General features: G+C 70.0%; 22 protein-coding genes. 16 read left to right on the top strand and 6 right to left on the bottom strand.

Annotated features, from left to right (window positions below; translation table 11 throughout):
* Positions 1 to 89 precede the first annotated feature (89 nt).
* Entirely contained in the window at positions 90 to 218 is a 129-nt protein-coding gene (locus OED52_RS05255) for a hypothetical protein (protein ID WP_264153627.1), read from the top strand.
* A gap of 93 nt (positions 219 to 311) precedes the next feature.
* On the opposite strand, the gene OED52_RS05250 is transcribed toward OED52_RS05255, so the two are convergent.
* Complete coding sequence (locus OED52_RS05250; protein WP_264153626.1) at positions 312 to 905, bottom strand: LGFP repeat-containing protein; 594 nt, start codon at positions 903 to 905, stop codon at positions 312 to 314.
* A 163-nt stretch (positions 906 to 1,068) separates the two neighbouring features.
* Here OED52_RS05250 and OED52_RS05245 point away from each other — a divergent pair, with 163 nt between their 5' ends.
* Complete coding sequence (locus tag OED52_RS05245) at positions 1,069 to 1,491, top strand: limonene-1,2-epoxide hydrolase family protein (RefSeq protein WP_264153625.1); 423 nt, start codon at positions 1,069 to 1,071, stop codon at positions 1,489 to 1,491.
* A 138-nt stretch (positions 1,492 to 1,629) separates the two neighbouring features.
* Positions 1,630 to 1,980 (top strand): carboxymuconolactone decarboxylase family protein, encoded by a 351-nt coding sequence (locus OED52_RS05240; protein ID WP_413247746.1) that lies wholly within the window; start codon positions 1,630 to 1,632, stop codon positions 1,978 to 1,980.
* Between the two features lie 60 nt (positions 1,981 to 2,040).
* Here OED52_RS05240 and OED52_RS05235 read toward each other — a convergent pair whose 3' ends face one another.
* Positions 2,041 to 3,405 carry a PhoH family protein gene (locus OED52_RS05235; RefSeq protein WP_413247717.1) on the bottom strand — a complete coding sequence of 455 codons (1,365 nt, stop codon included), beginning with the start codon at positions 3,403 to 3,405 and terminating at the stop codon, positions 2,041 to 2,043.
* 282 nt (positions 3,406 to 3,687) lie between these two features.
* Entirely contained in the window at positions 3,688 to 5,010 is a 1,323-nt protein-coding gene (locus OED52_RS05230; protein WP_264153623.1) for a ricin-type beta-trefoil lectin domain protein, read from the bottom strand.
* A gap of 265 nt (positions 5,011 to 5,275) precedes the next feature.
* Here OED52_RS05230 and OED52_RS05225 point away from each other — a divergent pair, with 265 nt between their 5' ends.
* The 6 genes from OED52_RS05225 to OED52_RS05200 all read left to right on the top strand — a co-directional run bounded on the left by OED52_RS05225 (position 5,276) and on the right by OED52_RS05200 (position 12,954).
* Positions 5,276 to 6,238, top strand: a complete 963-nt coding sequence (locus tag OED52_RS05225; RefSeq protein ID WP_264154584.1) for an NAD-dependent epimerase/dehydratase family protein — start codon at positions 5,276 to 5,278, stop codon at positions 6,236 to 6,238.
* Between the two features lie 92 nt (positions 6,239 to 6,330).
* Complete coding sequence (locus OED52_RS05220; RefSeq protein WP_264153622.1) at positions 6,331 to 7,530, top strand: hypothetical protein; 1,200 nt, start codon at positions 6,331 to 6,333, stop codon at positions 7,528 to 7,530.
* A 66-nt stretch (positions 7,531 to 7,596) separates the two neighbouring features.
* Positions 7,597 to 9,594, top strand: coding sequence for a glycosyltransferase family 2 protein (locus tag OED52_RS05215; protein WP_264153621.1), 1,998 nt, complete (start codon positions 7,597 to 7,599; stop codon positions 9,592 to 9,594).
* A complete protein-coding gene (locus tag OED52_RS05210; protein WP_264153620.1) occupies positions 9,591 to 11,864 on the top strand; it encodes a hypothetical protein in 2,274 nt (757 codons plus the stop codon). Before OED52_RS05215 ends, OED52_RS05210 begins: the two co-directional genes overlap by 4 nt.
* Entirely contained in the window at positions 11,861 to 12,058 is a 198-nt protein-coding gene (locus OED52_RS05205) for a hypothetical protein (RefSeq protein ID WP_264153619.1), read from the top strand. Before OED52_RS05210 ends, OED52_RS05205 begins: the two co-directional genes overlap by 4 nt.
* Positions 12,055 to 12,954, top strand: a complete 900-nt coding sequence (locus OED52_RS05200) for a glycoside hydrolase family 16 protein (RefSeq protein WP_264153618.1) — start codon at positions 12,055 to 12,057, stop codon at positions 12,952 to 12,954. Before OED52_RS05205 ends, OED52_RS05200 begins: the two co-directional genes overlap by 4 nt.
* Here the strand turns inward: OED52_RS05200 and OED52_RS05195 are convergent.
* Together OED52_RS05195 and OED52_RS05190 are read right to left on the bottom strand one after the other, a co-directional pair.
* Positions 12,900 to 14,288: a lipopolysaccharide biosynthesis protein gene (locus tag OED52_RS05195; RefSeq protein ID WP_264153617.1), complete on the bottom strand. Its 1,389-nt coding sequence runs from the start codon at positions 14,286 to 14,288 to the stop codon at positions 12,900 to 12,902. The two genes, OED52_RS05200 and OED52_RS05195, sit on opposite strands and share 55 nt — an antisense overlap.
* Positions 14,285 to 15,124, bottom strand: a complete 840-nt coding sequence (locus OED52_RS05190; RefSeq protein ID WP_413247745.1) for a glycosyltransferase family 2 protein — start codon at positions 15,122 to 15,124, stop codon at positions 14,285 to 14,287. The genes OED52_RS05195 and OED52_RS05190 overlap by 4 nt, the downstream gene beginning before the upstream one ends.
* A gap of 228 nt (positions 15,125 to 15,352) precedes the next feature.
* Between OED52_RS05190 and OED52_RS05185 the strand changes: the two genes are divergently transcribed.
* Positions 15,353 to 16,537, top strand: coding sequence for a 4-hydroxybenzoate 3-monooxygenase (locus OED52_RS05185; RefSeq protein WP_264153615.1), 1,185 nt, complete (start codon positions 15,353 to 15,355; stop codon positions 16,535 to 16,537).
* Here OED52_RS05185 and OED52_RS05180 read toward each other — a convergent pair.
* Positions 16,528 to 17,304, bottom strand: coding sequence for an arylamine N-acetyltransferase family protein (locus tag OED52_RS05180; RefSeq protein WP_264153614.1), 777 nt, complete (start codon positions 17,302 to 17,304; stop codon positions 16,528 to 16,530). The two genes, OED52_RS05185 and OED52_RS05180, sit on opposite strands and share 10 nt — an antisense overlap.
* Positions 17,305 to 17,472: 168 nt before the next feature.
* Here OED52_RS05180 and OED52_RS05175 point away from each other — a divergent pair, with 168 nt between their 5' ends.
* From OED52_RS05175 to OED52_RS05150, 6 genes are read left to right on the top strand one after another with little or no spacing between them, the layout of a single operon-like run.
* Entirely contained in the window at positions 17,473 to 18,324 is an 852-nt protein-coding gene (locus tag OED52_RS05175; RefSeq protein WP_264153613.1) for a 2-amino-3,7-dideoxy-D-threo-hept-6-ulosonate synthase, read from the top strand.
* 55 nt (positions 18,325 to 18,379) lie between these two features.
* Positions 18,380 to 19,564 (top strand): 3-dehydroquinate synthase II, encoded by a 1,185-nt coding sequence (locus OED52_RS05170; RefSeq protein ID WP_264153612.1) that lies wholly within the window; start codon positions 18,380 to 18,382, stop codon positions 19,562 to 19,564.
* A gap of 27 nt (positions 19,565 to 19,591) precedes the next feature.
* Positions 19,592 to 20,758, top strand: a complete 1,167-nt coding sequence (locus OED52_RS05165) for an LLM class flavin-dependent oxidoreductase (protein WP_264153611.1) — start codon at positions 19,592 to 19,594, stop codon at positions 20,756 to 20,758.
* Complete coding sequence (locus tag OED52_RS05160; RefSeq protein WP_264153610.1) at positions 20,755 to 23,265, top strand: non-ribosomal peptide synthetase; 2,511 nt, start codon at positions 20,755 to 20,757, stop codon at positions 23,263 to 23,265. The genes OED52_RS05165 and OED52_RS05160 overlap by 4 nt, the downstream gene beginning before the upstream one ends.
* Positions 23,262 to 24,152, top strand: a complete 891-nt coding sequence (locus OED52_RS05155) for a beta-1,6-N-acetylglucosaminyltransferase (protein WP_264153609.1) — start codon at positions 23,262 to 23,264, stop codon at positions 24,150 to 24,152. The genes OED52_RS05160 and OED52_RS05155 overlap by 4 nt, the downstream gene beginning before the upstream one ends.
* The gene (locus OED52_RS05150) at positions 24,149 to 25,432 is read left to right on the top strand and encodes a lipopolysaccharide biosynthesis protein (protein WP_264153608.1); all 1,284 of its coding nucleotides are present in this window, start codon (positions 24,149 to 24,151) and stop codon (positions 25,430 to 25,432) included. The genes OED52_RS05155 and OED52_RS05150 overlap by 4 nt, the downstream gene beginning before the upstream one ends.
* Positions 25,433 to 25,435: the final 3 nt, after the last annotated feature.

The following is a 25,435-nucleotide window of genomic DNA, read 5'->3' as shown; positions in this document are numbered from 1 at the left end:
CCGGTCCCCTCGCGTACTCGACGACCGTCGAGATCCACAGTTTCTTCGGCGGCGCCACGACGGCGTCGCCCCGCCTCACGGAGGAAAACATGGGCTCCCTCGAAACCCTCATCCTGATCCCGCTCGGCAGCATCGACCTGGTCAGCGCCGGCATCCTCGACTCGATCACCAACACGCTGAACGGCCTGGGCCTCATCGTCGACAGCCTGTTCGGCTGATCGATGCCCGACCGTCGACGGTCCGAGTGAACCCGGTTCACTCGGACCGTCGACGTGTACGAGGGCCCTACCGGGTCACCTCATCGGGGCACCTCACGGCCCGTCCATCACCACCTGCGTCTCACCGTTCTCCCAGGTGATGTAGCCGAACTGGAAGTTGCTGCGCGCACCCGCGGGAGTCCGCTCCTCGTCGCTGATCGGGAAGCCGAGATCGCCACCGGCACCACCCGCGGCCTCCCAAGCGGTCCGGATCTCACCCCATACGATGTGGGCCTCCGTGTCCGGACTCCACGCGATGATGCCGCCCTCGAACTCCGCGACGTAACCGTCGCCCACGTCATCCTGCTCACCCGTCGCCGGTCCGAGCGGGCTCGACACGCCACCGACCTCGTTGTACTTCAGGAGGATCGGTCCGCTGAGCTCGACTTCCTCGCCGTCCGGACCCGGGACCGCACTGGTCTGGTCCGCCGCCGGCTCGTCCGCCTGCGGTGAATCGTCACCCTGCGTGATCGACTCGACCACGCTCTCCGCCTGCGATCCCACACTCTCCGCGACGGATCCGACGGCACTGGTCGCACTGGCCACCGTGTCCTCGGCCGAGTTGTCGTCGCCGCATCCCGCGGCGACGAGCCCCACCGCGGCCGCGGCGGCCACCACGGCCGCTCGCCCCCGAGGAATTCGCTTCATCGTTTCGCTCCTGTCGACGTGAGGACGGATTCCTGTTTCCCAGGGTGCCCCACTCCTCTCCGGCGCACCCCGCGTTTCCCGGGATTCGGCGGGATGGGATTTCCCGTCGCGACCGGTGCCCGCGGTCGCTACCATGCGACGCACCGATCACCGAGGGGGAACGATGACGACATCGAGCACCACGGACAGCACGGCCGTCACCGTGGTCGAGGACTTCCTGGTCGCGATGGCAGCAGGGGACATCGGCCACGCCTCGTCCCTGGTCGCCGACGACATCGCATGGCGCAACACCGGGCTGCCGACCATCCGCGGTGGGGCGAAGGTACGGCGGATCCTCGCCGGCCTCGCGAAACCGTCGGTGGGTTTCGGGGTCGTCGTGCACCACATCGCCGCCGAGGGCGGCACCGTCCTCACCGAACGCACCGACATCCTGCGTTTCGGTCCGGTGAGCATCGAGTTCTGGGTATGCGGCACCTTCGAGGTGCGCGACGGCCGGATCACGTTGTGGGACGACCACTTCGACATGCTCACCTTCCTCCGCGGCACCGTGGTCGGGGTGCTGCGCGCCACACTCGGCAAGCGTTGACTCCCGGGCACCGGGCGCCCGCATAGACTCTCGTCCGTCGCCGAGCCGTTCGGCGACGGACGAGCAGGGAGCGAGACAGTGTCCGACGCCGAGCACAATCCCGGTTTCACGCAGGGTCTGGAGATCCGCCGTGAGGTGATGGGAGACGACTTCGTCGAGCGTGCTTTCGAGCGGTCCCGCGGGACCGATTCCGAGGTGATGCAGGAGTTCGTCACCGAACACGCCTGGGGCGCGGTGTGGTCGCGTCCGGGCCTGGACCGGCGCAGCCGGAGCCTGCTGAACCTGGGCATGCTCATCGCACTGCGCGCCGAGAACGAACTGCGCGGCCACGTCCGCGGCGCCCTCCGCAACGGCCTGAGCCGTGAGGAGATCGTCGAGTCGGTGGTCCACTGCACCGCCTACTGCGGCGCCCCCGCCGGGCTCGCGGCGATGCGCGTCGTGCAGGAGGTCCTCGACGCCGAACTCGGACCGCTCGGCGAGAGCGAGTGACACGACGACGCGTCCGCCGGAAGGTTTTTCCGACGGACGCGTCGTTTCGGCTCTGCGGCGTCAGGCGCCCGGAGCGCTCTCCTCGAGCATCTCCGTCACCAGCGCCGCTATCGGGGAACGTTCACTGCGCGTAAGCGTGATGTGCGCGAACAGCGGGTGCCCCTTGAGTTTCTCGATGACCGCCGCGACACCGTCGTACCGCCCGACCCGCAGGTTGTCACGCTGGGCGACGTCGTGGGTGAGCACGACCCGCGATCCGGATCCGAGCCGGGACAGCACGGTGAGCAGCACGTTGCGTTCGAGCGACTGCGCTTCGTCGACGATCACGAACGAGTCGTGCAGCGATCTGCCGCGAATGTGTGTGAGCGGCAGGACCTCCAGCATCCCGCGGCTGATCACCTCGTCCATCACCGCCGGGCTGGCGAGGCCCTCGAGGGTGTCGAAGACGGCCTGCGCCCAGGGATTCATCTTCTCGGCCTCGCTGCCCGGGAGGTAGCCGAGTTCCTGCCCGCCCACGGCGTAGAGCGGACGGAAGACGACCACCTTGCGATGGGTGCGGCGTTCGAGCACCGCTTCGAGACCGGCCATCAGGGCCAGTGCGGACTTGCCGGTGCCGGCGCGCCCGCCGAGGGAGACGATGCCCACCGACTCGTCGAGCAGCAGGTCCAGCGCGACCCGCTGTTCGGCGGACCGTCCGTGCAGACCGAACGCCTCGCGGTCACCCCGCACGAGCTGCACCCGCTTGTCGGGGGTGACGCGGCCGAGTGCGCTGGAGGTGCCGCCGAGGAGACGGATTCCCGTGTGACACGGGAGGTCCCGGGCGTCGTCGACGTCCACCACGCCCGCCTCGAAGAGTTCGTCGACGAGGGCGCGGTCCACCTCGAGTTCGGTCATGCCGGTCCAGCCCGAGCTCACGACGTCCTGGGCGTGGTACTCGTCGGCGACGAGTCCGACGGCGCCGGCCTTGACGCGCAGCGGGACGTCCTTGCTGACGAGCACGACGTCGCGTCCCTCGGTGGCGAGGTTCAGTGCGCACGCGAGGATCCGGGAGTCGTTGGTGTCGGTGCGGAATCCTGCGGGCAGGACCGCCTGGTCGGTGTGGTTGAGCTCCACGTGGAGGGTGCCGCCCTCGTCGCCGATGGGGACGGGCTGGTCGAGGCGTCCGTACCGCTGCCGCAGATCGTCCAGCAACCTCAGCGACTCGCGGGCGAACCATCCCAGTTCGTGGTGATGGCGTTTACCCTCGAGTTCACCGATGACCACCAGGGGAAGGACGACTTCGTGTTCGGCGAACCGGGTGACCGCCCAGGGATCGGACAGCAACACGGAGGTGTCCAGCACGTAGGTGCGTACATCGGATTCTTTCGCTGCGGTGGCGCCGGTGGCGTCGACGGAGCGGGTGGGGACGGAGCGTGTTGCGTTCACGTGAGGCTCCTCGGCCCGGAGGGCACCGCCCGGACGTTGTTCGGTGGGCCGGCGGTCCCCTGTGTCGTTGCGACCACGGAGGCCCGGTGCCGGCCCCCTCGCTCGGACTGAGTCAGCCACACGATCAGGGACCTCCCGCGTAGTCGGCACCTGCGCCGCCTACATTCCTGACGCTAGTGCCGATCCGGGCATTCCGCTCGCCGCGGACGAGGAGTGTCGGTGAAGTTTACGTAAACGGAGGCACCATCGAGTGCACGGACGCCCCGCTGGTGATCGTGCGTATCACCGCGCGGCGGGGTCGTAGGCCCACACCGAGACCCAGTCGACGAGCAGGTTCCCGGAGTTCGAGCCGTAGCCGTTGGTCTCCACCTGGATCTGCCACCGCATGGGGGTCGAGGGCACCCAGTCGGTGCTGTCGAGCACCACCCGGTCGTCGAGCAGGTAGCGGACGCGGCCCGGCGACCACTCGATGGTGTAGGTGTGCCAATCGGTGAAGCGCGCCCCGGTGAACGCAGCCTCGAGCTGGCAGCCCGCGCAGGCACCCACGCCGGCGTAATGATGGAACCCGCTGACCGTTCCGGCGAGTCCCCCTTCGGGGAAGTCGAATTCGCCGTCCGCCGGCCACCGTTCGGACTGCGGCCACAGCAGCGAGGCGATGTAGTACTCCTGCAGGTTCGGGTTGTCGACCTTGAGCCGGATGCTGTAGCGGCCGTAGGTCTGGTACTGCGACGCCCCGTCGATCAGCGGCGAGGGATTCGCACCGGCGGGCATGCCGTCGACCGGGTGCAGGGCGAAGTTCAGCACGCCGTTCTGCACCGACAGCACCTGGTCGGGTCGGTACGGCCGCTTCTGGTAGGTGTCGAGATAGCAACTCGGGTAGGTGCGCCACTTCTGTCCTTCGGCGCCCGTGTAGACGATGCGGTTCGGATCGCAGAGGTTGGCCCAGCTGCCGACCGGTGCGTCCTTGGTGAACTCGTCGACGAAGATCTGCCGCCAGCCCGAGAGGTTGCCACGGGGAGCGGAGACGCCGGACGGCGCGGCGACCGGCTGCGGTGCCGGAGCGGGCGGCTGGGCGGGAGACAGATCGGTCGGCAGCGCGTACTGCCAGACCTGGGCCGGGGCTCCGGTGCAGTTGCGCAGGACCACGGGGTTCCCGTCCACGTTCGCGCCTCCCGAGTTCTCGAGGCACAGCGACTGGTTGCCCTGCGGCTTCACGGTGCCGACACCGCCCGCCGTCCACTTCTGGACGGCGGCGCCGGTGCAGTCGGAGATCACGACCTGGGTGTTGTTGTTCAGCCGGCCCTGCCGGGGCATCAGGCACTTGCCCTGCACCCGCACGGTGCCGTCGGCCTCGACGCTCCACGACTGTGCGGCCGAGCCGTTGCAGGTGTACACCTGGACCGGATTGCCGTTGGTCGTCACACCCCACTTGTTGTCGAGGCACCGACCGTTCGAGTCAAGGACCTGCCCGATCTCGAAGGCCTGGGCCACCGGAGCCGTCGCCACCGCCGCACCGACGGGCAGGAGCACCGCGGCGAGGGCGGCGAGCACCCCTCGGAACCGGTTCCGCGACGACGTCCGACGCCCACCCGCATCTGCTGCCATCTGCAACCCCCAGTGCCGGGGCGGGTCCCACCAATCGGAACCGCACGAATTTCAAGATCGATTACGGGGGACGCTAGCAGTTGTGGTGATTCAACCCATGACAAATCTTCGCAAATTAGGACAACTCCCAATTTATGAGGTTCGACACATCACGAACCCTCGAGGAGCATGACAGGTCAGCGGATGCGCCGTGGGAAGATAGGTTTGCCTAAACTTCCTTGGTCGCTCACTCCGAGCACCCTCGCACCGAGAAACGGAGATGCCCGTGCATGCGCTGGTCACCGGCGGCGCCGGATTCATCGGATCGACACTCGTCGACCGGCTTCGTGCGGACGGTCATCGTGTACTCGTGGTGGACGACCTCAGCCGGGGTCGCGAGAGCAACCTCGCCGCGGCCCTGGCCGACGGCAGCACGGATCTCGAAGTGCTCGACATCCGCCGCGAGGATCCGACACCGATCTTCACGCGCTTCGCCCCCGAGGTCGTCTTCCACCTCGCCGCTCAGATCGACGTGCGGGTGAGCGTCGAGGATCCGATCGGCGACGCCTCCACCAACATCCTCGGCACCATCGCCGTCGCCCGCGCCGCCCTCGCGGCGGACACCCGCAAGATCGTCTTCGCCTCGTCCGGCGGCGCCATCTACGGGTCCGCGGCCGTTCCCCCGATCGCGGAGACCACGCCCGTCGCGCCGGTCTCGCCGTACGCCTGCAGTAAGGTCGGCGGCGAGATGTACCTCGAAAGTTTCCGCGCCCTCCACGGCCTCGACTGCTCGCACATCGCCCCGGCGAACGTGTACGGCCCCCGCCAGGATCCCCACGGCGAGGCGGGCGTGGTCGCCGTCTTCGCGCGCGCCATGCTGGACGGAACCCCCACCAAGCTGTTCGGCGACGGTGGCAACACCCGCGACTACGTCTACGTAGACGACGTCGTCGAGGCGTTCGTCGCGGCCTCGGGGACCGCCGGATCCGGCATGCGGTTCAACGTCGGCACCGGAATCGAAACCAGCGACAGCGAACTGCACACGATGGTCGCCCGCGCCACCGGATCCACCGCCGAAGCCGAGCGGCACCCGGCACGCTCCGGCGACGTGCGCCGCTCGGCGCTGGACTCGGGCCTCGCGAGGAAGGTCCTGGGCTGGTCGCCGCGTGTGGACCTCGCCGAGGGAATCGCCCGTACCGTCGACTATTTCCGCGCCGAGCGCGAGACCGAAGCCCTCGCCGGCGGATGACCGGGGCCGCGCACACGGGGACGCGCACGGTCACGGTCGGTCCGCTGGACGTCCTGCACAGCAGGTCCCGTGTCACCGTCGCGATCGGTCCCGTGGCCGTCCCCGACCCCGAGGTCGTCGCCGACCGCGTCCGTGCTCTCGTCGAGGCCGGTCCGCACACCCGCTTCGGGCTGCGGCCGTCGTCGACGACCCGCCGCTGGCTCTACGACCCGGCGGCCACTCCCGAGATCCTCGTCGCCGACCGCCCGGAATCGGCGGCGGAGCTGCTGCTGGATCCGTCCTTCCGTCCCACCGACGAACGCACCCGCATCGTGCTGGCCGGCGACCACGTCCTCACCGACCACAATCACGGGCTCGGCGAGGTCGAACTGACCCTGCGCTTCCACGCGGCGCTGCTCGGCGTGCTCGACCCGACGGACCCCGCCCTCTGGAAGGACACCCGCCGACGCGGATCCGGACTGCCCACCGCCGCGATCCGGGCCTTCGGCTCCGATCCGCGCCGGCTCTGGGCCCTGCGGCATCTCTACGGCGGGCGTACCGCCGGTTCCTCCGCGCCGGAGCAGCGCGACGAGATGCCCTGGGCTCCGTCGCGGGCGGGTGCGGTGGCGATCTTCGAGCACGACGTCCACGCGCGGCTACGCGGCTGGCGCGAGCAGAACGCACCGGGGGTGTCGATGTTCGCGGTCACCGCGACCGTCCTGCACCGTGCGCTGGGTGCCGAGGGGATCGATCCGGCACCGACGATCTCCGTCCCTTTCGACGTGCGCCGCTACCTCCCGGCGGGCCGGACACCGCTCGGCAACTTCGTCGCGGGTCTCGATTTCGAGGTCGGCACCTCGCCGTCGCCACGCGCGATCCACGACGCGCTGAACCACGCCGCCGCGACGGGCCGGCCGGTGGCCAATCTCGCGATGAGTTCGCTGCGGGCCCGGCTGGCCCTGCACCGCGGGATCGACTTCCCCTCGCCCGGGCACCGGCCGCGGTTCCCGCGCGCCCGCCTCCTCTTCTCGAGCCTGACCAAGTCGAGTCTGGGCCAGGGCCCCCTGGTGGACCGTCTGCCCTGGATCGACGCCGAACGACCCTTCTACGCCGCCTACAACGAACCGACGGGACCGGAGGGAATCACCTTCACCACCAGCGCTTTCGGTGATCGGGTGATCGTGGTGGCGTCCTTCCACGACAACGTCTTCCCCGCCGACCGTGTGCGCGCGGCACTGCACCGCGCGACGACCGATCCGCTCGCCCTGCTCGGGCGGATACCCGATTTCCCGGATTCGGCCATTTCCCGCTAGGATAAGGCAAGCCTTGCCTACTAGGGCCGTGTTTGTCCCGTCCGCCGACCGACCCGGAGCTCCACGTTGACATCGAAGACCACTCCGGGCCTGCGGCTCGCCGTCGTCCTCTGCTGTTTCAGCGACGATCGTCGTGGTGAACTCGACCGCGCCGTGCGCGCTGCCCGTGGCCAGTTGTCCCCCGAGACCGACGAACTCGTCGTCGTCGTCGACCACAACGAATCCCTGCGGGACTGGCTCACCGACCGGTTTCCCGAGGGCGTGACGGTCGTCCCCAACCGCGAGGAACGCGGCCTGTCCGGGGCCCGCAACACCGGCGTCGCCGCGACCGAAGCCGACGTCGTGGTGTTCCTCGACGACGACGCGGCCCTGCGCCCCGGCGGGCTCGAGGCCGTGCGACGCGCCTTCGCCGACGACACCGTGGTCGCGATCGGCGGCGCCGTCCACCCCCGCTGGCAGAGCGGCGCGGCCCCCGCCTGGTTCCCCGAGGAGTTCGGCTGGGTCGTCGGCTGCGACTACCGGGGACTTCCCCCGGACGGCAGCGAGATCCGCAATCCCATCGGCGCCGCGATGGCGGTGCGCCGCGACGCCCTGCTGAAGGCCGGGGGTTTCTCGCACCGCCTCGGACGGGTGGGCTCGGTGCCCGCCGGCTGCGAGGAGACCCTGATGGGCATCGAGCTGCGGCGGCTGTTCCCCGAGTCACGGATCGTGCGGATCGAGGACTTCGCGGTCGACCACAACGTGCCGCGCTCGCGCGCGAACCTGCGTTACTTCACCGACCGGTGCCTGCACGAGGGCCGTTCGAAGGCGATCCTGTCCGCGATGGTCGGCGCCGGAGCCGGCCTGTCGTCGGAGCGCAGCTTCGTGCTGCGCACCCTCTCCACCGGCATCGCCCGCAACCTGCTCCGCACGGTCACGGGCACCCCGTCGGCGTTCACCCGCGCGATCGTGATCGTGCTCGGCCTGTTCGTCACCGCCTTCGGCACCGTCTCGCGCACGCTCACCGGCGGCCGCCCGCAGGTCTCCCAGCCCGTGCTCGGACTCGCCGCCGCCGAGAGTCCGGTCACCGAGGACGAACTCGTCTCGGTGGTGATCGCGACGGTCGGACGCCCCTCGCTGCTCGACACCGTTCACGCCGTGCTCGCGCAGACGCACCGCAATCTCGAGCTGCTCGTCATCGACAACCGGCCGCAGCAGGGACTCGCCTCGGCCCTCGTCGCCGAGATCGACGACCCGCGTCTGCGTGTGGTGGAGGAACCGGTGCCGGGTGTCTCGGCCGCCCGCAACCGCGGCGCGGCCCACGCCCGCGGCCGCCTGATCGCCTTCACCGACGACGACGCCCGTCCCGATCCGGACTGGGTCGCCCACGCCGTGTCGACCTTCGCCGCCGACACGAACGGCGTCGTCGGCATCGTCACCGGCCGGGTTCTCGGTACCGCCGCCGCCACCGTCGAACAGGAATGGTTCGAGGAGGCGAAGATCTTCGACAAGGGCGCCGACGCCACGATCTGGGCGCTGCGCCACGAGGGCACAACCGACGAACTCGGCGCCTACGGCGAGCACGGCCCCTTCTTCCCCTTCACCGCCGGCGAGTGCGGCTCGGGCAACAACATGGTCTTCCGCAGGTCCGCGCTCGTCTCGATCGGCGGATTCGACGAACGGCTCGGCACCGGCACCCCCACGCGGGGCGGGGAGGACCTCGACGCCTTCCGCGCCGCGATCCTGGACGGCTGGGCCATCGCCTACGACCCGCACGCGATCGTCCGGCACTACCACCGCGACAACATGGACGACCTGCGGATCCAGTCCTACGGCTACGGCACGGGCATGGCCGCGTCGCTGACCAAGCTGGTACTGTCCGGGCCGTCCGGCGCCTGGGCCGTCGTCCGCCGCCTGCCGCGCGGCCTGCACATGCTGCTCGCCCCGACCTCCGCCAAGAACGTCGACCTGCCCCGCGAATGGCCGTGGGAGCTGCGGCTGCGCGAGGCGTGGGGGTACGTGGCCGGTCCCTGTCTGTTCCTGCGGAGCCGCCGAGCGCGGGTGGAAAGGCTCGATCTGACGTGAAGGTGGCCGACACCCCCACTCCCCCGTTGCCGGACACGAGCGGCGTCGAGGGCGAGTTCCGGACGCCGGTCCGCTTCGGTTGGAATCCGCGTATCGCGCTGATCGTCGCGGCCGTCGTGTCGGCCGCGCTCGGACTGCAGACTCTCCTCGCAGCAACCGGTTCCGCCTCCGTGCTCCCCCTGCCCATCCGCGTGCTGATCGCGGTGGCGGGCGCGGTGGTGATCCCGGGTGTGCCGGCCGTGGTCCTGCTCCGCATCCCGGGGCGGGCGCTCGGCGCCTCCCTGGCCGTGTCGGTGTCGCTGTCGACGACGCTGCTCGTCGCACACTTCGCGATGGTGCTCGGCCAGTGGCATCCGGTGTACTGGCAGGCCACGATCGCAGTCGGCTCCCTGGCTCTGTGCGGGATCGCCGCGAGGACCCTGCCCGTGCCCCACGTCTTCCCCACGCGGGCTACCGGGCGGATCGCGGTGATGACCCGGGAGCGGGCGGGCAGCCTCGCCGCGCTCGTCGGAGCCGTGGTGCTGTTCGTGATCGCCGCCCGCGGCCTCGACTACGCCGCGGCCGGGCACTTCGGGATCATCACCGAGGTCGGCCCGTACTACCTCGCCGGTCTCGTGATCCTGTGCGCGACCATAGCCTTCGCGCTCACCCGCACCCGCGTCGACCACATCGTGATGGCGGTCGCCTCGCTCGTCCTCGTCACCTACACGACGATGCTCCTGCCCGTCGCGACCGGGCAGACCGCGGTCCCCACCTCCTTCGTCCACCGTGGCTTCATCGCCACGCTCGCCGAATCCGGTGTGCTCCCCGACGCCGTGGACGCCCGCTTCAGCTGGGCCGCGTTCTTCTCGGCGGGCGCCCAGATGGTGATCGCCTCCGGCATCCCCGATTCCGGTGTGTTCCTCGCCGGCGCCTCCCTCGTGCTCGGCGGGCTGCTGCTGTTCCCCCTCTACGCCATTGCGATCGTGGTGACCGGCCGGGTCCGCCTCGCCTGGCTCGCCGTAGTCCTCTACCAGCTGTTCAACTGGTACCAGCAGGACTACTTCGCGCCGCAGGCCGTGGCGCTGGTGCTGTACACGACGGTGCTCGCCACCCTGCTGTGGCAGCTGCGCAGCGCACCCCTGCCCGGCACCGGGCCGGGCCTGTGGAAGTTCGTGCTGAACGCACCGCGCCGGACCCCCGGACTGGTGCCCGGTTTCGGGCACGTCCGCACCACCGTGCTCGGTGGTGTCCTGTTGCTGGTGATCGGCGCGAACACGGTGACCCACCAGATCACCCCGATCCTCACGATCATCGCGCTGGCCTGCTTCGCGATCGTCGGCGCGACCCGCTACCGGACCCTGTGGCTCGCCGCCGGCCTCGTCTTCGCCGCGTGGTTCAGCTACGGCGCCACCGACTTCTGGATGGGGCACCTTCAGAACCTGATCGCCGAGATCGGCAACGTCGGCAACGCCGTCGAACGCGGTATCGGCAACCGTCTCTCGGGCGACCCGACCTACCAGAAGATGCAGTACCTGCGCATCGCGGCCTCTGGTGGGTTCGCGTTGGTCGCCTTCGTCGGCTGGATCCTGTCCCGGCACCGCCGGCCCTGGCTCGCAGCCGGACTCGTGTGCGCCGCACCGTTCTCGCTCGTCGCGTTGCAGAGCTACGGCGGCGAGATGATCATCCGGTGCTTCGTTCTGGCCTCGCCCGTGCTCGCACCGTTCGCGGCGCTGGCGGTCGCCACCCTCGCGGCCCTGATCCGGCGACACCTCCGGCGTGGTGACCGACCGCGGATCGGGACGACCGGACGCCGGGTCACCGTCGTGGCCGGCACGATCGCGCTGCTCGCCACCTCCCTCGTGCTGACGACGAACCGCGGTCTGAACGCGTCGTTCGAGGTGTCGACCACCGAGATGGTCGAGATCACCGACGAACTGATCGCCGAGGTGCCCGCCCGGTCGAAGATCATGCCGCTCAGCCACGCCCCGCATGCCGTCGGCCCGCGACGGATCCTCGATCCCACCGGTCCGGTCCTGATCTTCGTCGACAGCTACGACTGCCTCGAGGATCTCGCCGGCTGTGTGCTCGCGCGCAGCCCCGAGTACGTGCTCGTCACCACCCAGGGCACCGGAATGTTGCGCCTCCAGTACGGTATGTCGGAGGACTACATCAACTCCCAGTTCGCAAGGATCCTCGGCAGCGGGAAGTACGTCTCGATCTTCGATCACGACGGGACGATCGTGCTGCGCCGGATCGACGCCGCCCACCTCGACCTCGGAAGCTCATGAATCTGACCATCATCTCCTTCGTCGTCGCGGGCCTGCTCCTGGTCGCGGGCGTGGTCCTGCGCGAACGCCAGGTCCCCGCAAGCGGTTCCATCGGCCGCACCCGGGACGCATGGCTCGTCTCCGGCGCACTGGCCGTCTGGGTGATCGTCGCGGCGATCCTCACCCTCGTCCGATTCGGAGAACTCGCCGCATGATCGGTACACGGGCCACTGCGTGCCTGACCGCCGCGTTGACCCTCGCCGCCGCGACGGCCTGTTCCACCGCGTCCGGCACGGCCGCGGACGACTGCCCGGTCGCCGCGCAGCCTGCCGGCGGAGTGCCCCTGCCCGAGGGGGATCTTCCCGGCTGGAAGCAGATCTTCACCGACGACTTCGACCGCTGCGAACTCGGTGACTCGTGGGGCACCTACAGCGGCCAGCCGGGCGGCAATCCGCTGGGCTGGTGGGACGAGTCGATGGTGGGCGTGGACGGCAGCGTCCTCGAGTTGCGTTCGGTCCGAACCGATTCCGGATGGGTCAGCGGCGGGGTGTCGAACTACCCCGTCACGCAGACCTACGGGCGGTGGGAGATCCGGATGCGCGCCGACGTCAGCGACGACATTTCGTACCACATGCTGCTGTGGCCGCAGAGCGATCAGTGGCCGCCGGAGATCGACTTCGCGGAGAGCGTGGACGGGTTCCGGGACGAGATGTCGGCCTTCCTCCACTGGCGCACATCCGACGGCCGCGACAAGCACGGGGTGTCCACCTGGGGGAACTTCTCCGACTGGCACACCGTCGGTGTCGAGTGGGGCCCGGGGATCGTGCGTTTCCTGCTCGACGGTGAGGTCTGGGCGGAGGCCCATTCCGACGAGATGGTCCCCGACGTGCCGATGTGGCTGGGGATGCAGACCGAGGGCGGGTCGTGCGAGCGGCGCGTCGACTGGGGCCTGGCACCGTGCGCGGAGGAGTCGGACCTGCGCGCCGACGAGGTGTCCGTCGAGATCGACTGGGTGGCGGTGTACGCCCCGGACTTCGAGGTGCTCGAGCAGATGTACTACGACGGGGAATTCGCGCCCACCGAGTCCGCGATCCAGTTCACCGACCGCTGAGCGTCCCGGCGCATCCGGATCAGCGCCAGCACCAGCGGGACCACCAGCAGCACGGCGGAGACGGATTCGGCGACGACGTAGGCCTTTCCGAGCGCGACGAGACCGTGGTCGCCGATGAGCACCCAGCTGGCGCCGAGCACGATGGCGGCGTTGACGACCTGCACTGTGACCGCCAGCCGCAGCCGCCGCTGCACGCGGGCGACGGCGTTGTAGGCGAAGGAGACGACGGCGGGCACGAGCGCGAGCGCCGCCCAGTGCAGCAGAGGTGTTCCGGCGTCGGCGTATTCGGGTCCGACGATCCGCAACAGCACCGGACCGATCAGGGCGAACAGCATCACGCCACCGGTGGCGACGAGCCCGAGGATCGCGAGGAAACGGAGGGTGAGCTGCCAGGTGCGGTCGGCGTCGGCAGCCGCGGCGGCGACGTACGGTCCCATCAGCATGGCCAGCAGCACCACGACCGAGGTGACGAGCGACCAGGTGATCGCGAAATAGGCGTTGGCATCGGCTCCGAGACGGTCGATGACGATCAGCGGGAGCACGAGCGGTGCGAGCGCACCCACGACGTAGATGCCGTAGGCGCCGACGAGGAACTCACCGAGTTCGCGGCGGGGCGGCAGGTCGGAGCCGTCCGCCCGGCTCTCCTGGTGCCGGAGCCGTTGCCCGACACGCAGTCCGAGCAGCACCACGGCGACCGCGGCCGGCAGGATCCACGTCCACACGATCGCCAGGCGTGAGGCGGTGTAGGCGAAGAGGACGACCGCCGCGAGTTTGACCACCGAGTGGGCGACGTTCTTCGTTGCCGCCCAGCCTGCTTCGCGCAGGCCGACGGAGGTGTGGTCGAGCAGGGCGAAGGCCGACAGCACCGCGACGACGGCCGGGAAGAGCGCGGCGTCGAGCCGGCCGTGGAACATCTCCTCGATCGGGCCCCAGAACAGGAATCCGGCACCGAGGGCGGTCCCGAAACCGGCACCGACGAGGAAACCGGTGCACACCATCGACTTCGACCGAATTCCCGCCAGCGGCAGGAACCGTTCGAACAGTGCGCCGATGCTGAGATTGCCGAAGGCCGACAGCATCGTCGCGGTCGTGATCACCGCCGACGCCGCTCCCACTTCGGACGCCGGGTACAGTCGCCCGACGATCGCCCAGTAGGCGAGTCCCACGACACCCGTGACGAGGGCCGACACCGCGAGCGCCATGCTGTTGTGCTCGAGGCTCCGGCCCGTGGCCGGGGTTGCATCGACGACGTCGTCGATCCTGGGCGCAGTCTCGCCGATCGGGTCGCTGCCGGGGGCCGCGCCGGTAGGACTACCGGGCGCGGTCGCGGTCATGCCGTCAGCTGGCGGACGTCGGCACTCTCGGTGGCCTTGCGGATCTTCCGCACCTCACGCCAGTGCTTCCATTCCTGGCCGATGGTGCGCAACACGCGCATGCCGTCGCTGTAGGCGTTGAGGTTGCTGCGGCCGTGCAGGCGCGGCCCCTCGAAGCTGCCGACCTCGACGATCTCGAGGCCGCTGGTCGCGAGCCGGACGTTGATGACGGTCTCGATCTCGAAGCCGTCGCCCCACTGCGGACGCGTGTAGGAGGTGGGCGGCAGCTCGAGCAGCGCGAGATGCCTGCGCCAGAAGGCGTTGTAGCCGTAGCACAGATCGGTGAAGCCGGTCCGGAAGACGAGGTTGACCAGCCCGTTGAGGCCCTTGTTGCCGAGGCTGCGCAGAGCGGTGATGTCGGTGCTGCCACCGGGGGCGACGAAACGGCTGCCCTTGGCCAGATCGGCTCCGCCCACCAGCGCCTCCACGAAGCGCGGGATCTCGGCGGGGTCGGTGGAGCCGTCGGCGTCGATCATGACGATGATGTCGCCGGTGGCGGCCTCGAACCCGCAGGCGAGAGCGTTGCCCTTGCCGCTGCGCGTCTGCGTGACGAAAGTGGCGTCGGGCCACAGCTTCCGGGCGACCTCGACCGTGTCGTCGGACGAGTTGCCGTCCACGAAGACGATCTGGTCGATGCCGTCCGGCATGCGGTAGGCGACATAGGGAAGGTTCTTCGCTTCGTTCATCGCCGGGATGATGACCGACACCGTCGGGCGGTTCCCACCCTTCCCCGGCGCGGTGTCCGGGCCCCGCGAAGTCGTGTCGACGTCACCCGTATCGAACTGGTCCCCCGGCACTGCAATACTCAAGGCAATCGTCTCCACTCGGCACAGAAGAATACTGGTCGAAGCGTCGAGGCCGACGGCGCCGCCACCGCCGGTGGACGGGCGCCTGCGATTCAACGTCATTCGTACAGTAGATTAGAAACAAGGTAAGCCTAAGCAAAGCCCTAACCCCTTCCTGTGTCGGACATCACAGACATTTCGGGAGCCGGTCGCGGGCGACACAGGTAGAAGGAATCGCGCGTGCGTACTCGAGTGGCAATCATCGGCGCCGGCCCGGCGGGGCTCACCCTTGCCCGTCAGCTCGCCCTGCAGGGCATCGACTCGGTCGTCGTCGAGCACCGCGACCGCACCTACATCGAGACCCGCACCCGGGCAGGCATCCTCGAACAGCCGACGGTGACCCTCATGCACGAACTCGGCGCGGGCACCCGCCTGGCCGCGGAGGGCATGGACCACGACGGTTTCTACCTCCGCTTCGACCGCACCACCCACCATCTGGACTTCCACCGGCTCGTCGGCGGGCACGCGACCGTCTACCCGCAGCAGGAGCTCGTCAAGGATCTCGTCGCCCTGCGCCTCGAGGCGGACGGCCCCATCCTGTTCGAGACGAAGGCCGTCGGCATCGACACGAAACCGGACGGGGTGGTCGTGCACGCCGAGGGGCCCGGCGGGCCGCTCACCATCGAGGCGGACTTCGTCGCCGCATGCGACGGCTTCCACGGCATCGGGCGCACCCACATCCCCGAATCCGAGCGGGTCGAGGTGACACGCACCTATCCGGTGGCGTGGCTGGGCATCCTGGCCCGCACCGCGCCGGCCACCCCCGAGGGCATGTACTGCGCACACGAGGACGGCATGTCGCTGCACAGCATGCGCGGGCCCCACATCACGCGGCAGTACCTCCAGGTGCCGCCGGACACCGATCTGGAGGACTGGCCCGACGAGCGGATCTGGGACGAACTGACCCGGCGCAGCGAGAGCGTCGACCACCCGGAACTCGAGCGCGGCGAGATCTTCGACAAGTCGCTGGCCCCGCTTCGCAGCTACGTCTGCGAGACCATGCAGAACGGCCGCCTGTTCCTGCTCGGCGACGCCGCGCACATCGTGCCTCCCGCCGGAGCGAAGGGACTCAACCTCGCGGTCTCGGACGCGTGCGTGCTGTCCTACGCCCTCGGTGCGTACTACCGGGACGGCATCCGCGAGCACCTGGACTCCTACAGCCGCACCTGTCTGCCCCGGATCTGGCAGGCCCAGCACTTCTCCTGGCTGCTCACCACGACCTTCCACACCCTCTCGGACGATCCGATGGACCTGCAGTTGCGCCTGAGCCGCATGCGGCGGTGGGTGGAGTCCGAGGCCGAACAGCGCGCCCTCGGCGAGGTCTATCTGGGGTTGCCCTTCCCCACTCCGTGGTCCTACGCCTGAGAACCGAACGTCCGGGGCCGCGGCGGATCGGCGAGGGTGATGCCGAAGTCGCGGTGCAGGACCTCCACGACCTGCACGGAGTCGAGGTCGTGCACCGTGCGGGAACCACCCGCGGTGACGACGAGGCGGTAGCCGCCGTCCGGCGCGCACGACAGGGTGCGACGGGAGTCCGGGCCGGTGACCGAGCAGACGATCCCGCCGGTGAAGCGCGACCGCGGCGAAGTGCTGTGCCAGTGGGCCATCGCAACGAAGTCCGAGAGCGGACGCACCGTCCCGTCGGTGCGGTAGGCCGCCCCTGAGTCGAATCGCACCTCGATCGGTGTCCCCGCCCCGGGGTCGCCGTCGGTGATCTCCTCGACGAGCGCCTCCCCACCGAAACCGGCGTCGACGAGCCAGACCTGCCCGTCCGCGCGGACGACGACGGCGACGTGCCCCAGGGGCGGGCCCGGCACCCCCTCGGCGAGGACGGTGGCCCCCACGAGCCGGGCGTCGAAACCCAGCCCGCGCAGGACCCGGGCGAGCAGTCCGTTGAGTTCGTAGCAGATGCCCCCGCGGCGCCCGGTGACGAGCTTGGCCGTCAGCGCGGCGACGTCGAGGTCGACGGGGATCCCGCGGTGGATGTCGAGGTTCTCGAAGGGCACGGTCGCGATCTGGGCGGCGACGACGGCCCGGAGCAGGTCCTCGCCGACGGGATCCTCGGCGCGCTCGACCGGGAGACCGATCCTGCGCAGGTAGGCGTGCAGCTCGGCACCGGTCGCGGCATCCACGTCGCGTCGATCGTCCGGTTCCTGTACCCGAATCCGGACCTTCGAGACGAGTGGCGTAGATCGCACGGGACCCCCTATCCTCATCTCGGGCAGTTTTGTGTAGCCTACCCTAAGGTGTCGCCGGGGTTCCGACGGCTGCAGGCATCCCTGCCGAACAGGAGAGAATCGATGCGGACGCTATCCACACTCGCGCCCAAGCGCGTGGCCGGCGGTAAGTCCCTTCGCATGTCCCGCATCTGCGATCCCGCCACGGGACGCACCTTCATCGTGCCGATGGACCACTCGGTGACCATCGGCCCGCTCGGCGCCGCCGACCACGCGGACACCACCGTCGGCATCCTCGCGAACGCCGGCGCGAACGCCGTGGTCCTGCACCGCGGCCGCGCCCGTCACGTCGACCCCACCCACTTCGCGCGTATGGCGCTCATCGTCCACCTGTCGGCCGGCACCGAGCTCAGCCTCGACACCGACGCCAAGATCCTCGTCTCCGGTGTCGAGGACGCACTCCGGCTCGGCGCCGACGCGGTGAGCGTGCACGTCAACATCGGCTCCGAGACCGAACGCCGCCAGCTCGAGGACTTCGCCGCGGTCTCCCGCGAGTGCGAGACCCTCGGCGTCCCGCTGCTCGCCATGATGTACGCCCGCGGCCCGCGCCGTTCGGACCGCCCCACCGCCGCCGAGATCGCCCACCTCGGCGCGATCGCCACCGATCTCGGCGCCGACATCGTCAAGCTCGACTACACGGGCGCCACCGAGTCGATGCGCGCCGTCGTCGACAGCTGCCCGATCCCCGTGTGCGTCGCCGGTGGCGACCGGACCCCCACCGACCAGGCCGTCCTCGACCTCGCCGGTGAGATCCTCGACGCGGGTGTGGCAGGCTTGAGCTTCGGCAGGAACGTCTTCGGAGCGGAGAATCCGTTCGCGGTGGCGTCCGCACTGTCGGCCATGGTCCACGGGATCCGGACACCGACCCGCGCCGCCGACCACCTGGATCTCGAGCCCCGGCTCGAAACCGCCTGACGTCACTCCACAGCGCGACACCGACACGCACGCTACGAAGGGAATCCGTCCACCCATGGACAGCACAATCGTCACCGATCAGATCGTCCCGGTCGACGGAGCCGGCTCCGACACCTGCCGCGCACCCGCGAGCCGCGAGGGCCACTTCGCGTGGATCGACGTCCGCGACGTCGAGGAGTCGCAGTTCGACGCGATCGTGCAGGCCTCCCTGCACCAGCGTGTCGACGGTATCGTCGCCGACTCCGTCGAGGTCCTGTCCGACCTGCCGCCGACCGTGCGTCGGATTCTCGTGGTGAACGAGCCCGTCGCCGAGGACTTCCCGTACGACAAGGTCGACCTCGTCGTCGTCGGCGATCGCGCCCACCTGAACTCGAAGAACATCGGCCACACCCCCGATCGCGGTGTGCACGTGGTCGTCTCCGACGCCCCTACCCTGCAGGAGGCCTGCGAGGTCGTCCGCGAGGTGCCGTGGACGGTGCTGACCTTCACCGACCCGACGAAGATCCCCCTCGAGATCGTCATCGCCGCCGCCGAGAACTCCGGTGGGCGGACCGTCACCACGGTGACCGACGTCGAGGACGCCGAGATCGTCAAGCTCGTTCTCGAGCACGGCTCCGACGGCCTGCTGCTCGCACCCCGCACCGCCGACGACGTCGTGAAGATCTCCCGCATCGTCGAGCACAAGCTCGACCGGATGGAGCTGTCCGAGCTGGTCGTGTCGAAGGTCGAGCACATCGGCATGGGCGACCGGGCCTGCATCGACACCTGCTCGCTCCTGGAGAAGGACGAAGGTTGCCTACTCGGCTCGTTCTCGACCGGAATGTTCCTGTCCTGCAGCGAAACCCACCCCCTCCCCTACATGCCTACCCGCCCGTTCCGCTGGAACGCCGGCGCCGTCCACTCCTACGTGCTCGGCCCCGAGAACCGCACCCGCTACATCAGCGAGCTGCAGGCCGGGTTCCCGATCCTGGCCGTGCGGTCGGACGGCAGCGTACGCGAGGTGCGCATCGGCCGCGTGAAGATCGAGAAGCGCCCGCTGCTGTCGATCACCGCGACCGCCCCGAACGGCAAGTCCGTCAACGTCATCACCCAGGACGACTGGCACGTGCGCCTGCTCGGCCCGGGCGGCTCGGTCAACAACGTCACCGAACTGAAGCCCGGCGACAAGCTGCTCGGCTACGTCCCCACCGAGGCACGTCACGTCGGCCTGCCCATCACCGAGTTCTGCGACGAGCGCTAGAGACCGACGAAGGAACGAACGAACAGCATGACGGTCGAGGACACGAACGCGCCCGACATCCTCTGGTACATCGGTGCGGTCGACGGCGAGGCCCCCTGGGACGCCCGCCACCGCTACCCGCAGTCCTTCGAGGGGATCCGCGAGCAGGCCCGTGTCCTCGACCGTCTCGGCTATTACGGGGCGCTCACGACTGCACGGGAACCGATCTCGCTGGTCGGCGACACCGAGCGGCTGCGGTTCGTGATTCCCGAGTATCCCGGCATCAAGCCCCCGGCCCTGCTCGCCGAGCAGGCGCAGGTGTTCGACCACTATTCCGGTGGTCGGCTGATCTACAACCAGGTCAACGGCGCCGACCCCGTGCTGGCCCGCTACGGGCGCTTCCACTCGAAGCAGGAGCGTTACGCGGTCTCCGAGGAGTACTGGACCGTCTTCAAGGACCTGTATCTCGACAGCACGGAGGAATACCACGGCCGCTACTTCGAGTTCGGTCCCCGCTACAAGCCGGCCATCCCCGGCCCCCGCCAGCCGGGCGGGGTGCCGCTGTGGGGTACCGGCGCGTCGCCGGAGGGCATCGCTCACGCCGCCGCGGTACTCGACGCCTACCTGACGTTCATGGGGCCGGCCGAGGACATGGGCAGGCTCTTCGACCGGGTCCGCGAGGCCGCCGCGGCGCGCGGCCGCACCATGCGATTCGGAGTGCTCGCCAGCGTCGTCGTGCGCGAGACCGAAGAGGAGGCGTGGGAGCGATTCGAATGGCAACTCGCCCAGACCGATCCGCATTCGGTGCTCGAGACGGTCGACCGTAACCTCACCAGCTTCCACTTCCCGCCCCTGGCGGAACTGAGCTCCGACGACCCGCAGGTGCAGGCTCGCATCGAGGCGCTGCGCGCCGGGCGGCTGCCCACCCGCAGCGAACTCGAGTTCGCCCCCAACATGGCGGCGGGTCTGACCACCTGGACCGCCGCGGAGCCCCCTTTCGACATCGCGGGCAAGGGCACCGGCAACTACCTCGTGGGCAGCGCCGACAACGTCGCCGCGCGGATCCGGGAGATGAGCGCGCAGCTGGGTGTGGACATCTGGATCCTGTCCGGCTGGCCGCTCGCCCGCGAAGCGGAGATCGCGGCGGAGCTGCTGTTCCCCCGCCTCGGCCTGCCGGCTCCGGCGACGACCGTTCGGGCGGCCGCACTGCGATGATCCCCGTCCACCCGATCGCGGACACCCACACCGTCCGCGATCGCTTCGTCCTGGTCGCGGACACCGCACCCGACGCCACCGCCGTGGTGTCCGGCGGCGAATCCCTCACCTACGGCGAACTTCTCGAACGGACCACCGACCGGGCCCGCGCGATCGTCGCGCGTGTTCCGGACCCGCGACAGCCGGTCGCCCTGGACACCGCGGGCGATCTCGACACGCTCGTTGCGCTCGTGTCGGTTCTGCGGTCCGGACATCCGCTGGTGCTCCTCGACTCCCAGCTCCCGGAGGACCGGCGCGCCGAGATCCACCGGCGCAGCGGCGGTCTCCGCTTCTCCCCCGCCGACGTCCGCTCGCTGCCCGCCGCGGACGTGCCGCTGCGGGACATCGGTGCCCGCGATCCGGTGACCCTGCTGTTCACCTCCGGTTCCACCGGAACCCCGAAAGCGGTGCGCCAGGGCCATCGCCTGTGGCTCAATCAGGCGGGCGAGTTCGGCGAACGCCTCGGGATCGGGCCGGGCGAGCGGGTGGGTCTGCCCCTGCCGCTCGCCTTCGGCGGTGGCATGGACGTCGTGATCTCGGCACTGCTGAACGGTGCCGCACTGCACGTGATCGACCCGCGGCAGACCGGCATCGACGCCGTCCCGGGCTGGCTCGCCGACACTCGTCCGACCACCCTGCACACCACCCCCTCGCTGCTGCGCTCGATCCTGAAGGTCTGCGGGCCCGACGTTCTGCGTGGTGTGCGCCTGGTGACCACCTGCGGGGAACCCGTCCACGGCGACGACGTGCGGGCACTGCTCGAGCGACTCGACGCCGGGAGCACCTACTGCAATCTGTCGGGCTCCTCGGAGACGGGGAACATCGCGTTCGCGGCCTACGACACCGGATCCGACGTCCCCGCGGGCATCCTCCCCGCCGGAGAACCGGCTTCCCGCAAGACCGTTCGCCTGGTGGACGAGGACGGCGCCGAGGTCGAGCCGGGCCGGATCGGCACCCTCGTGATCGAGTCGCCGTTCATCGCCGAGGGCTATTTCACCGACGCGGACGGTGTTCTCGCCGGCGACCCGGACGCCTTCGGCCGCACCGCGGATGGCCTGCCGGTCTTCCGCACCGGTGATCTCGGCCGGTTCGACACCGAGGGCCGTCTGCATCTCGTGGGTCGCCGGGACGACGCGGTGAAGGTTCGCGGTTATCTCGTCGAGCCGAACGAGGTCGCCGCCGCACTGCGGTCGCTGCCGAGTGTCGACGACGCGGTGGTGACCACGCACCGCGACGGCACCGCCGTCTCCCTCGTCGGATACGCCGCCGTCGACCCGGACGTGCGGGCGCCGTCCGAGGCGGACCTGCGCCGCGAACTGCGTGCCGCACTGCCCGTCTGGATGGTGCCGGGCCGCATCGTGCTGCTGCCCGCCCTGCCCCGCAACGAACGCGGCAAGGTGGACCGCGGCGCGCTGCCGCCCCCGCCCGGCCGTCCCGCCCATGTCGAGCCGGGCACCGGCACCGAACGCGATCTGGCGGGTATCTGGGCGGAGATCCTCGGGCTCGACAGTGTCGGCCGCGACGACGACTTCGTCTCCCTCGGCGGCGACTCGCTGCAGACCCAGCAGATGCTCGCCCGGGTCGGCGACCGCTTCGGGATCGAGACGTCCTCGGCGACCCTCGCCTACAACCCGACCCTGCGGCAGTTCGCCCGGCACATCGACGCCTCCGCACCCGGCAGCACCTCCGCCGCCACCGGAGCCGGATCGACCGGCTCGGTGCTGGTCGCGCTGCAGACCACGGGGACCCGCACCCCGGTGTTCGCCTTCGCCGGAGCGGGATCCACGGCGCTCGCACTGCTGCCGCTCGCCCGGGAGCTGGGACCCGATCAACCCGTCTACGGGTTGCAGGCGCGCGGGCTCGAGCGGCGCGGACTGCCGGACTGGACGATCCGGTCGGCCGCCCGCCGCTATCTGCGGCACATCCGGCGGATCCAGCCGCACGGCCCGTACTTCTTCGTCGGGCACTCGCTCGGCGGGGTGATCGCGATGGATGTCGCGCGACTGCTCGAGGCCCGCGGCGAGACCGTCTCGGCCGTCGTATGTCTCGACACGATCCTCGACGGCCCCCTCACGCAGGGCGGTCCCGAACTGCCCCGCAGGAGCGAGCCGGCACCGGCAGCACCGGAACCGGCGGAGCCCGCGCGCTCGAAGGCGGATCTGTGGCGCACCCGCGCGCGACTGCTCACCGCCGGGGTCGTGCAGTACCCGGCACGGACCCAGTGGTCGCTGTTCCACGAACTCGGACGACGCGTCGCCCTGATGCACCGCTTCCGCCCGTGGAACGGGCACCTCGAAGTGGTGATGGCCGAGGACAATCCGGACGATCCGCAGTGGTGGCCGGCGATCGCCCCGAACGTCGTGTCGGTCGAACGGGTGGCGGGCGACCACGTCGGGATGCTGCGCCCACCGCACGTCGCGCGCACCGCCGCGCACGTGCGGGCCGCCCTCGGACGGGTGCGGCCGTGACCGTACGCGCCGCGGTGCTGATCCAGGCGCATCAGCATCCCGATCTGATCCGGGCCCTCGTCGACTCGCTGCGGCATCCCGCGATCGACGTCTACCTGCACATCGACGCGAAGGTACCGCTCGAACCGTTCGAACGTGCGGTGCCCGACGGCGGTTCGGTGACCTATCTGCGCGGCGACCGGCGGATCGACGTGCGCTGGGGTGGCCTGAGCCAGATCGAGGCGACCGTCGCGCTGCTGCGCGCCGCGCGGCACAGCGGGCGCCGCTACACCCGCTACGCCCTGCTCTCCGGCGCCGACCTCCGGATCGCACCGCTCGACGACGTGCTGCGCGCGTGGGATTCGCCCACCGAGTTCCTCCGTCTCGACCGGCGTCTCGCAGGTGCCGGTGTCCGGCCGCCTGCCCGGGTGTCGCGCCTGCACTTCCCCGACCACGACAACCGCGTGCTGCGGCGTCTCGACGGCCGCATCCCCCGCCGGGTGGACACCACGATCGACCTCTACCAGGGCTCCCAGTGGTGGGCGCTCACCGACGCGGCGGTCGACCACGTACTCGCCTTCCTCGACGCCCACCCGTCGTGGATACGGTTCCACCGGCACACCTTCGGTCCCGACGAGATCGTCGTCCACTCGATCGTCGCGGCCTCCCCGCGACGGGACCGGATCGCGCAGGACTTCACCGCGGCCACGGAGGAGGAACGCCACGAGGTCCAACTCCACGGGATGCACTTCGTCGACTGGTCGGATCTGCTGGCGACGAGTCCCCGCGTGCTGACGCCGGCGGACGCATCCCGGTTGCGCGCGTCGGGTGCGTTGTTCGCCCGCAAGGTCGAGCCCGCCACTGCCGCCCGGCTCATCGCCGCACTCGACGGGGAGACCGTCGCGTGATCGGCACGCTGCTGCGCAGGATCCGTGGCGGTGCCGCACCGGGACTGGAGTCGAACGCCGCGGCGCTCATGCTCTCCTCGCTCGCCACCGGTGTGCTCGGCCTCGTGTACTGGGCCGTCGCCGAAAGGTTCTTCGCCACCGCGGTCGTGGGCCACGCCTCCGCGGTGATCAGCACCGCGACGATGCTCGCGTCCATCTCGTGCCTGTCCCTGGGCGGGGCCTACCAGCGGTTCCTGCCCGCGGCGGGAAGGATGTCCGCGCGGTTGATCATCGGTGGGGGTCTCGTCGTCGGGGCGGTGGCACTGCTCCTGGGTGCACTGTTCGTCCTGCTCGGCCCGTCGAGCGACCGGTTGTTCCCCACCCGCACGGAGTCCGTCGCCTTCCCGTTCCTGGTGTGCGCTCTCGCGCTGTATGCGATCACCGATCCGGTGCTGATCGGGTTGCGCCGCGCCCGCACGGTCGCCGTGAAGAACATCGCGTTGTCGGTGCTGAAGATCGTGCCGGTGGTCGCCCTGGCCGGGACGGGGTCCGCGCTGGCGATGGCGGGGTCGTGGGGTGGGCTGGCGTTCGGTATCACCGCGGTGATCCTCGTCCGGGTGCTGCGGGCGGTGGTGCGCGAGCGCCGCGAGCTCGAGCCCGCTCTGCCCCCGACACGGGAACTGTGGGCGTTCCAGGGTGTCTTCTTCACGATGTCGCTGGTGCTCACCCTCACGCCGCTGGCGCTGCCGCTGATCGTGATGTCGGCGTTGGGACCCGAGCAGAACGCCTATTTCAACCTGGCGTGGACGATGTGCACGGCGCTCGGTCTGCTGCGCGGGGCGGTGGGTTCGTCGTTCGTCGTGGAGGCCTCCTCCCCCGGTGCCGACCGTCCGCACCTGCTGCGCCGGCTGGTCCGCATGCTGGGCACGGTCACCCTTGTCTCCGCTGCCGGGCTCGCGGTGGGCGGCCCGTTGATCCTGTGGCTCGTCTCCCCCGACTACTTCCGCGCCGCGACCGGCCTGGTGCTGGTGATGGCCGTCGACGCCGTCGTCGGGGCGATCGTCGTGGTGTACTTCCTGCTCGCGCAGATCCTGCGGCGGCTGCAATCGATGCTCGTCGTGCAGTGCCTCGTCGTCGCGGTCACGATCGGTGGTGCCGCCCTGCTCGTGCCGCACCTCGAGCTGCTCGGTGTCGGTCTGGCGACGCTTGCCGGGAACGTGGTGGCACTCGCGGTGGTGGCGGTGCCGCTGCGCCGGTTCGCGGCCGAGTTCGTGCGGATCCCGGTGTCCGCCGCCGCCTGAGAA

The sequence above is a fragment of the Rhodococcus sp. Z13 genome, assembly GCF_025837095.1.
Lineage (GTDB): Bacteria > Actinomycetota > Actinomycetes > Mycobacteriales > Mycobacteriaceae > Rhodococcus > Rhodococcus sacchari.
Note: the sequence above shows the minus strand (reverse complement) of the source record. Positions and strands in the feature narration are given on the sequence as shown.

Bases quoted from the DNA above. Each gene is read 5' to 3' on its own strand.
- OED52_RS05255 (WP_264153627.1), top strand. From the start codon at position 90: ATGGGCTCCCTCGAAACCCTCATCCTGATCCCGCTCGGCAGCATCGAC.
- OED52_RS05250 (WP_264153626.1), bottom strand. From the start codon at position 905: ATGAAGCGAATTCCTCGGGGGCGAGCGGCCGTGGTGGCCGCCGCGGCC.
- OED52_RS05245 (WP_264153625.1), top strand. From the start codon at position 1,069: ATGACGACATCGAGCACCACGGACAGCACGGCCGTCACCGTGGTCGAG.
- OED52_RS05240 (WP_413247746.1), top strand. From the start codon at position 1,630: ATGGGAGACGACTTCGTCGAGCGTGCTTTCGAGCGGTCCCGCGGGACC.
- OED52_RS05230 (WP_264153623.1), bottom strand. From the start codon at position 5,010: ATGGCAGCAGATGCGGGTGGGCGTCGGACGTCGTCGCGGAACCGGTTC.
- OED52_RS05205 (WP_264153619.1), top strand. From the start codon at position 11,861: ATGAATCTGACCATCATCTCCTTCGTCGTCGCGGGCCTGCTCCTGGTC.
- OED52_RS05200 (WP_264153618.1), top strand. From the start codon at position 12,055: ATGATCGGTACACGGGCCACTGCGTGCCTGACCGCCGCGTTGACCCTC.
- OED52_RS05195 (WP_264153617.1), bottom strand. From the start codon at position 14,288: ATGACCGCGACCGCGCCCGGTAGTCCTACCGGCGCGGCCCCCGGCAGC.
- OED52_RS05175 (WP_264153613.1), top strand. From the start codon at position 17,473: ATGCGGACGCTATCCACACTCGCGCCCAAGCGCGTGGCCGGCGGTAAG.
- OED52_RS05170 (WP_264153612.1), top strand. From the start codon at position 18,380: ATGGACAGCACAATCGTCACCGATCAGATCGTCCCGGTCGACGGAGCC.
- OED52_RS05165 (WP_264153611.1), top strand. From the start codon at position 19,592: ATGACGGTCGAGGACACGAACGCGCCCGACATCCTCTGGTACATCGGT.
- OED52_RS05160 (WP_264153610.1), top strand. From the start codon at position 20,755: ATGATCCCCGTCCACCCGATCGCGGACACCCACACCGTCCGCGATCGC.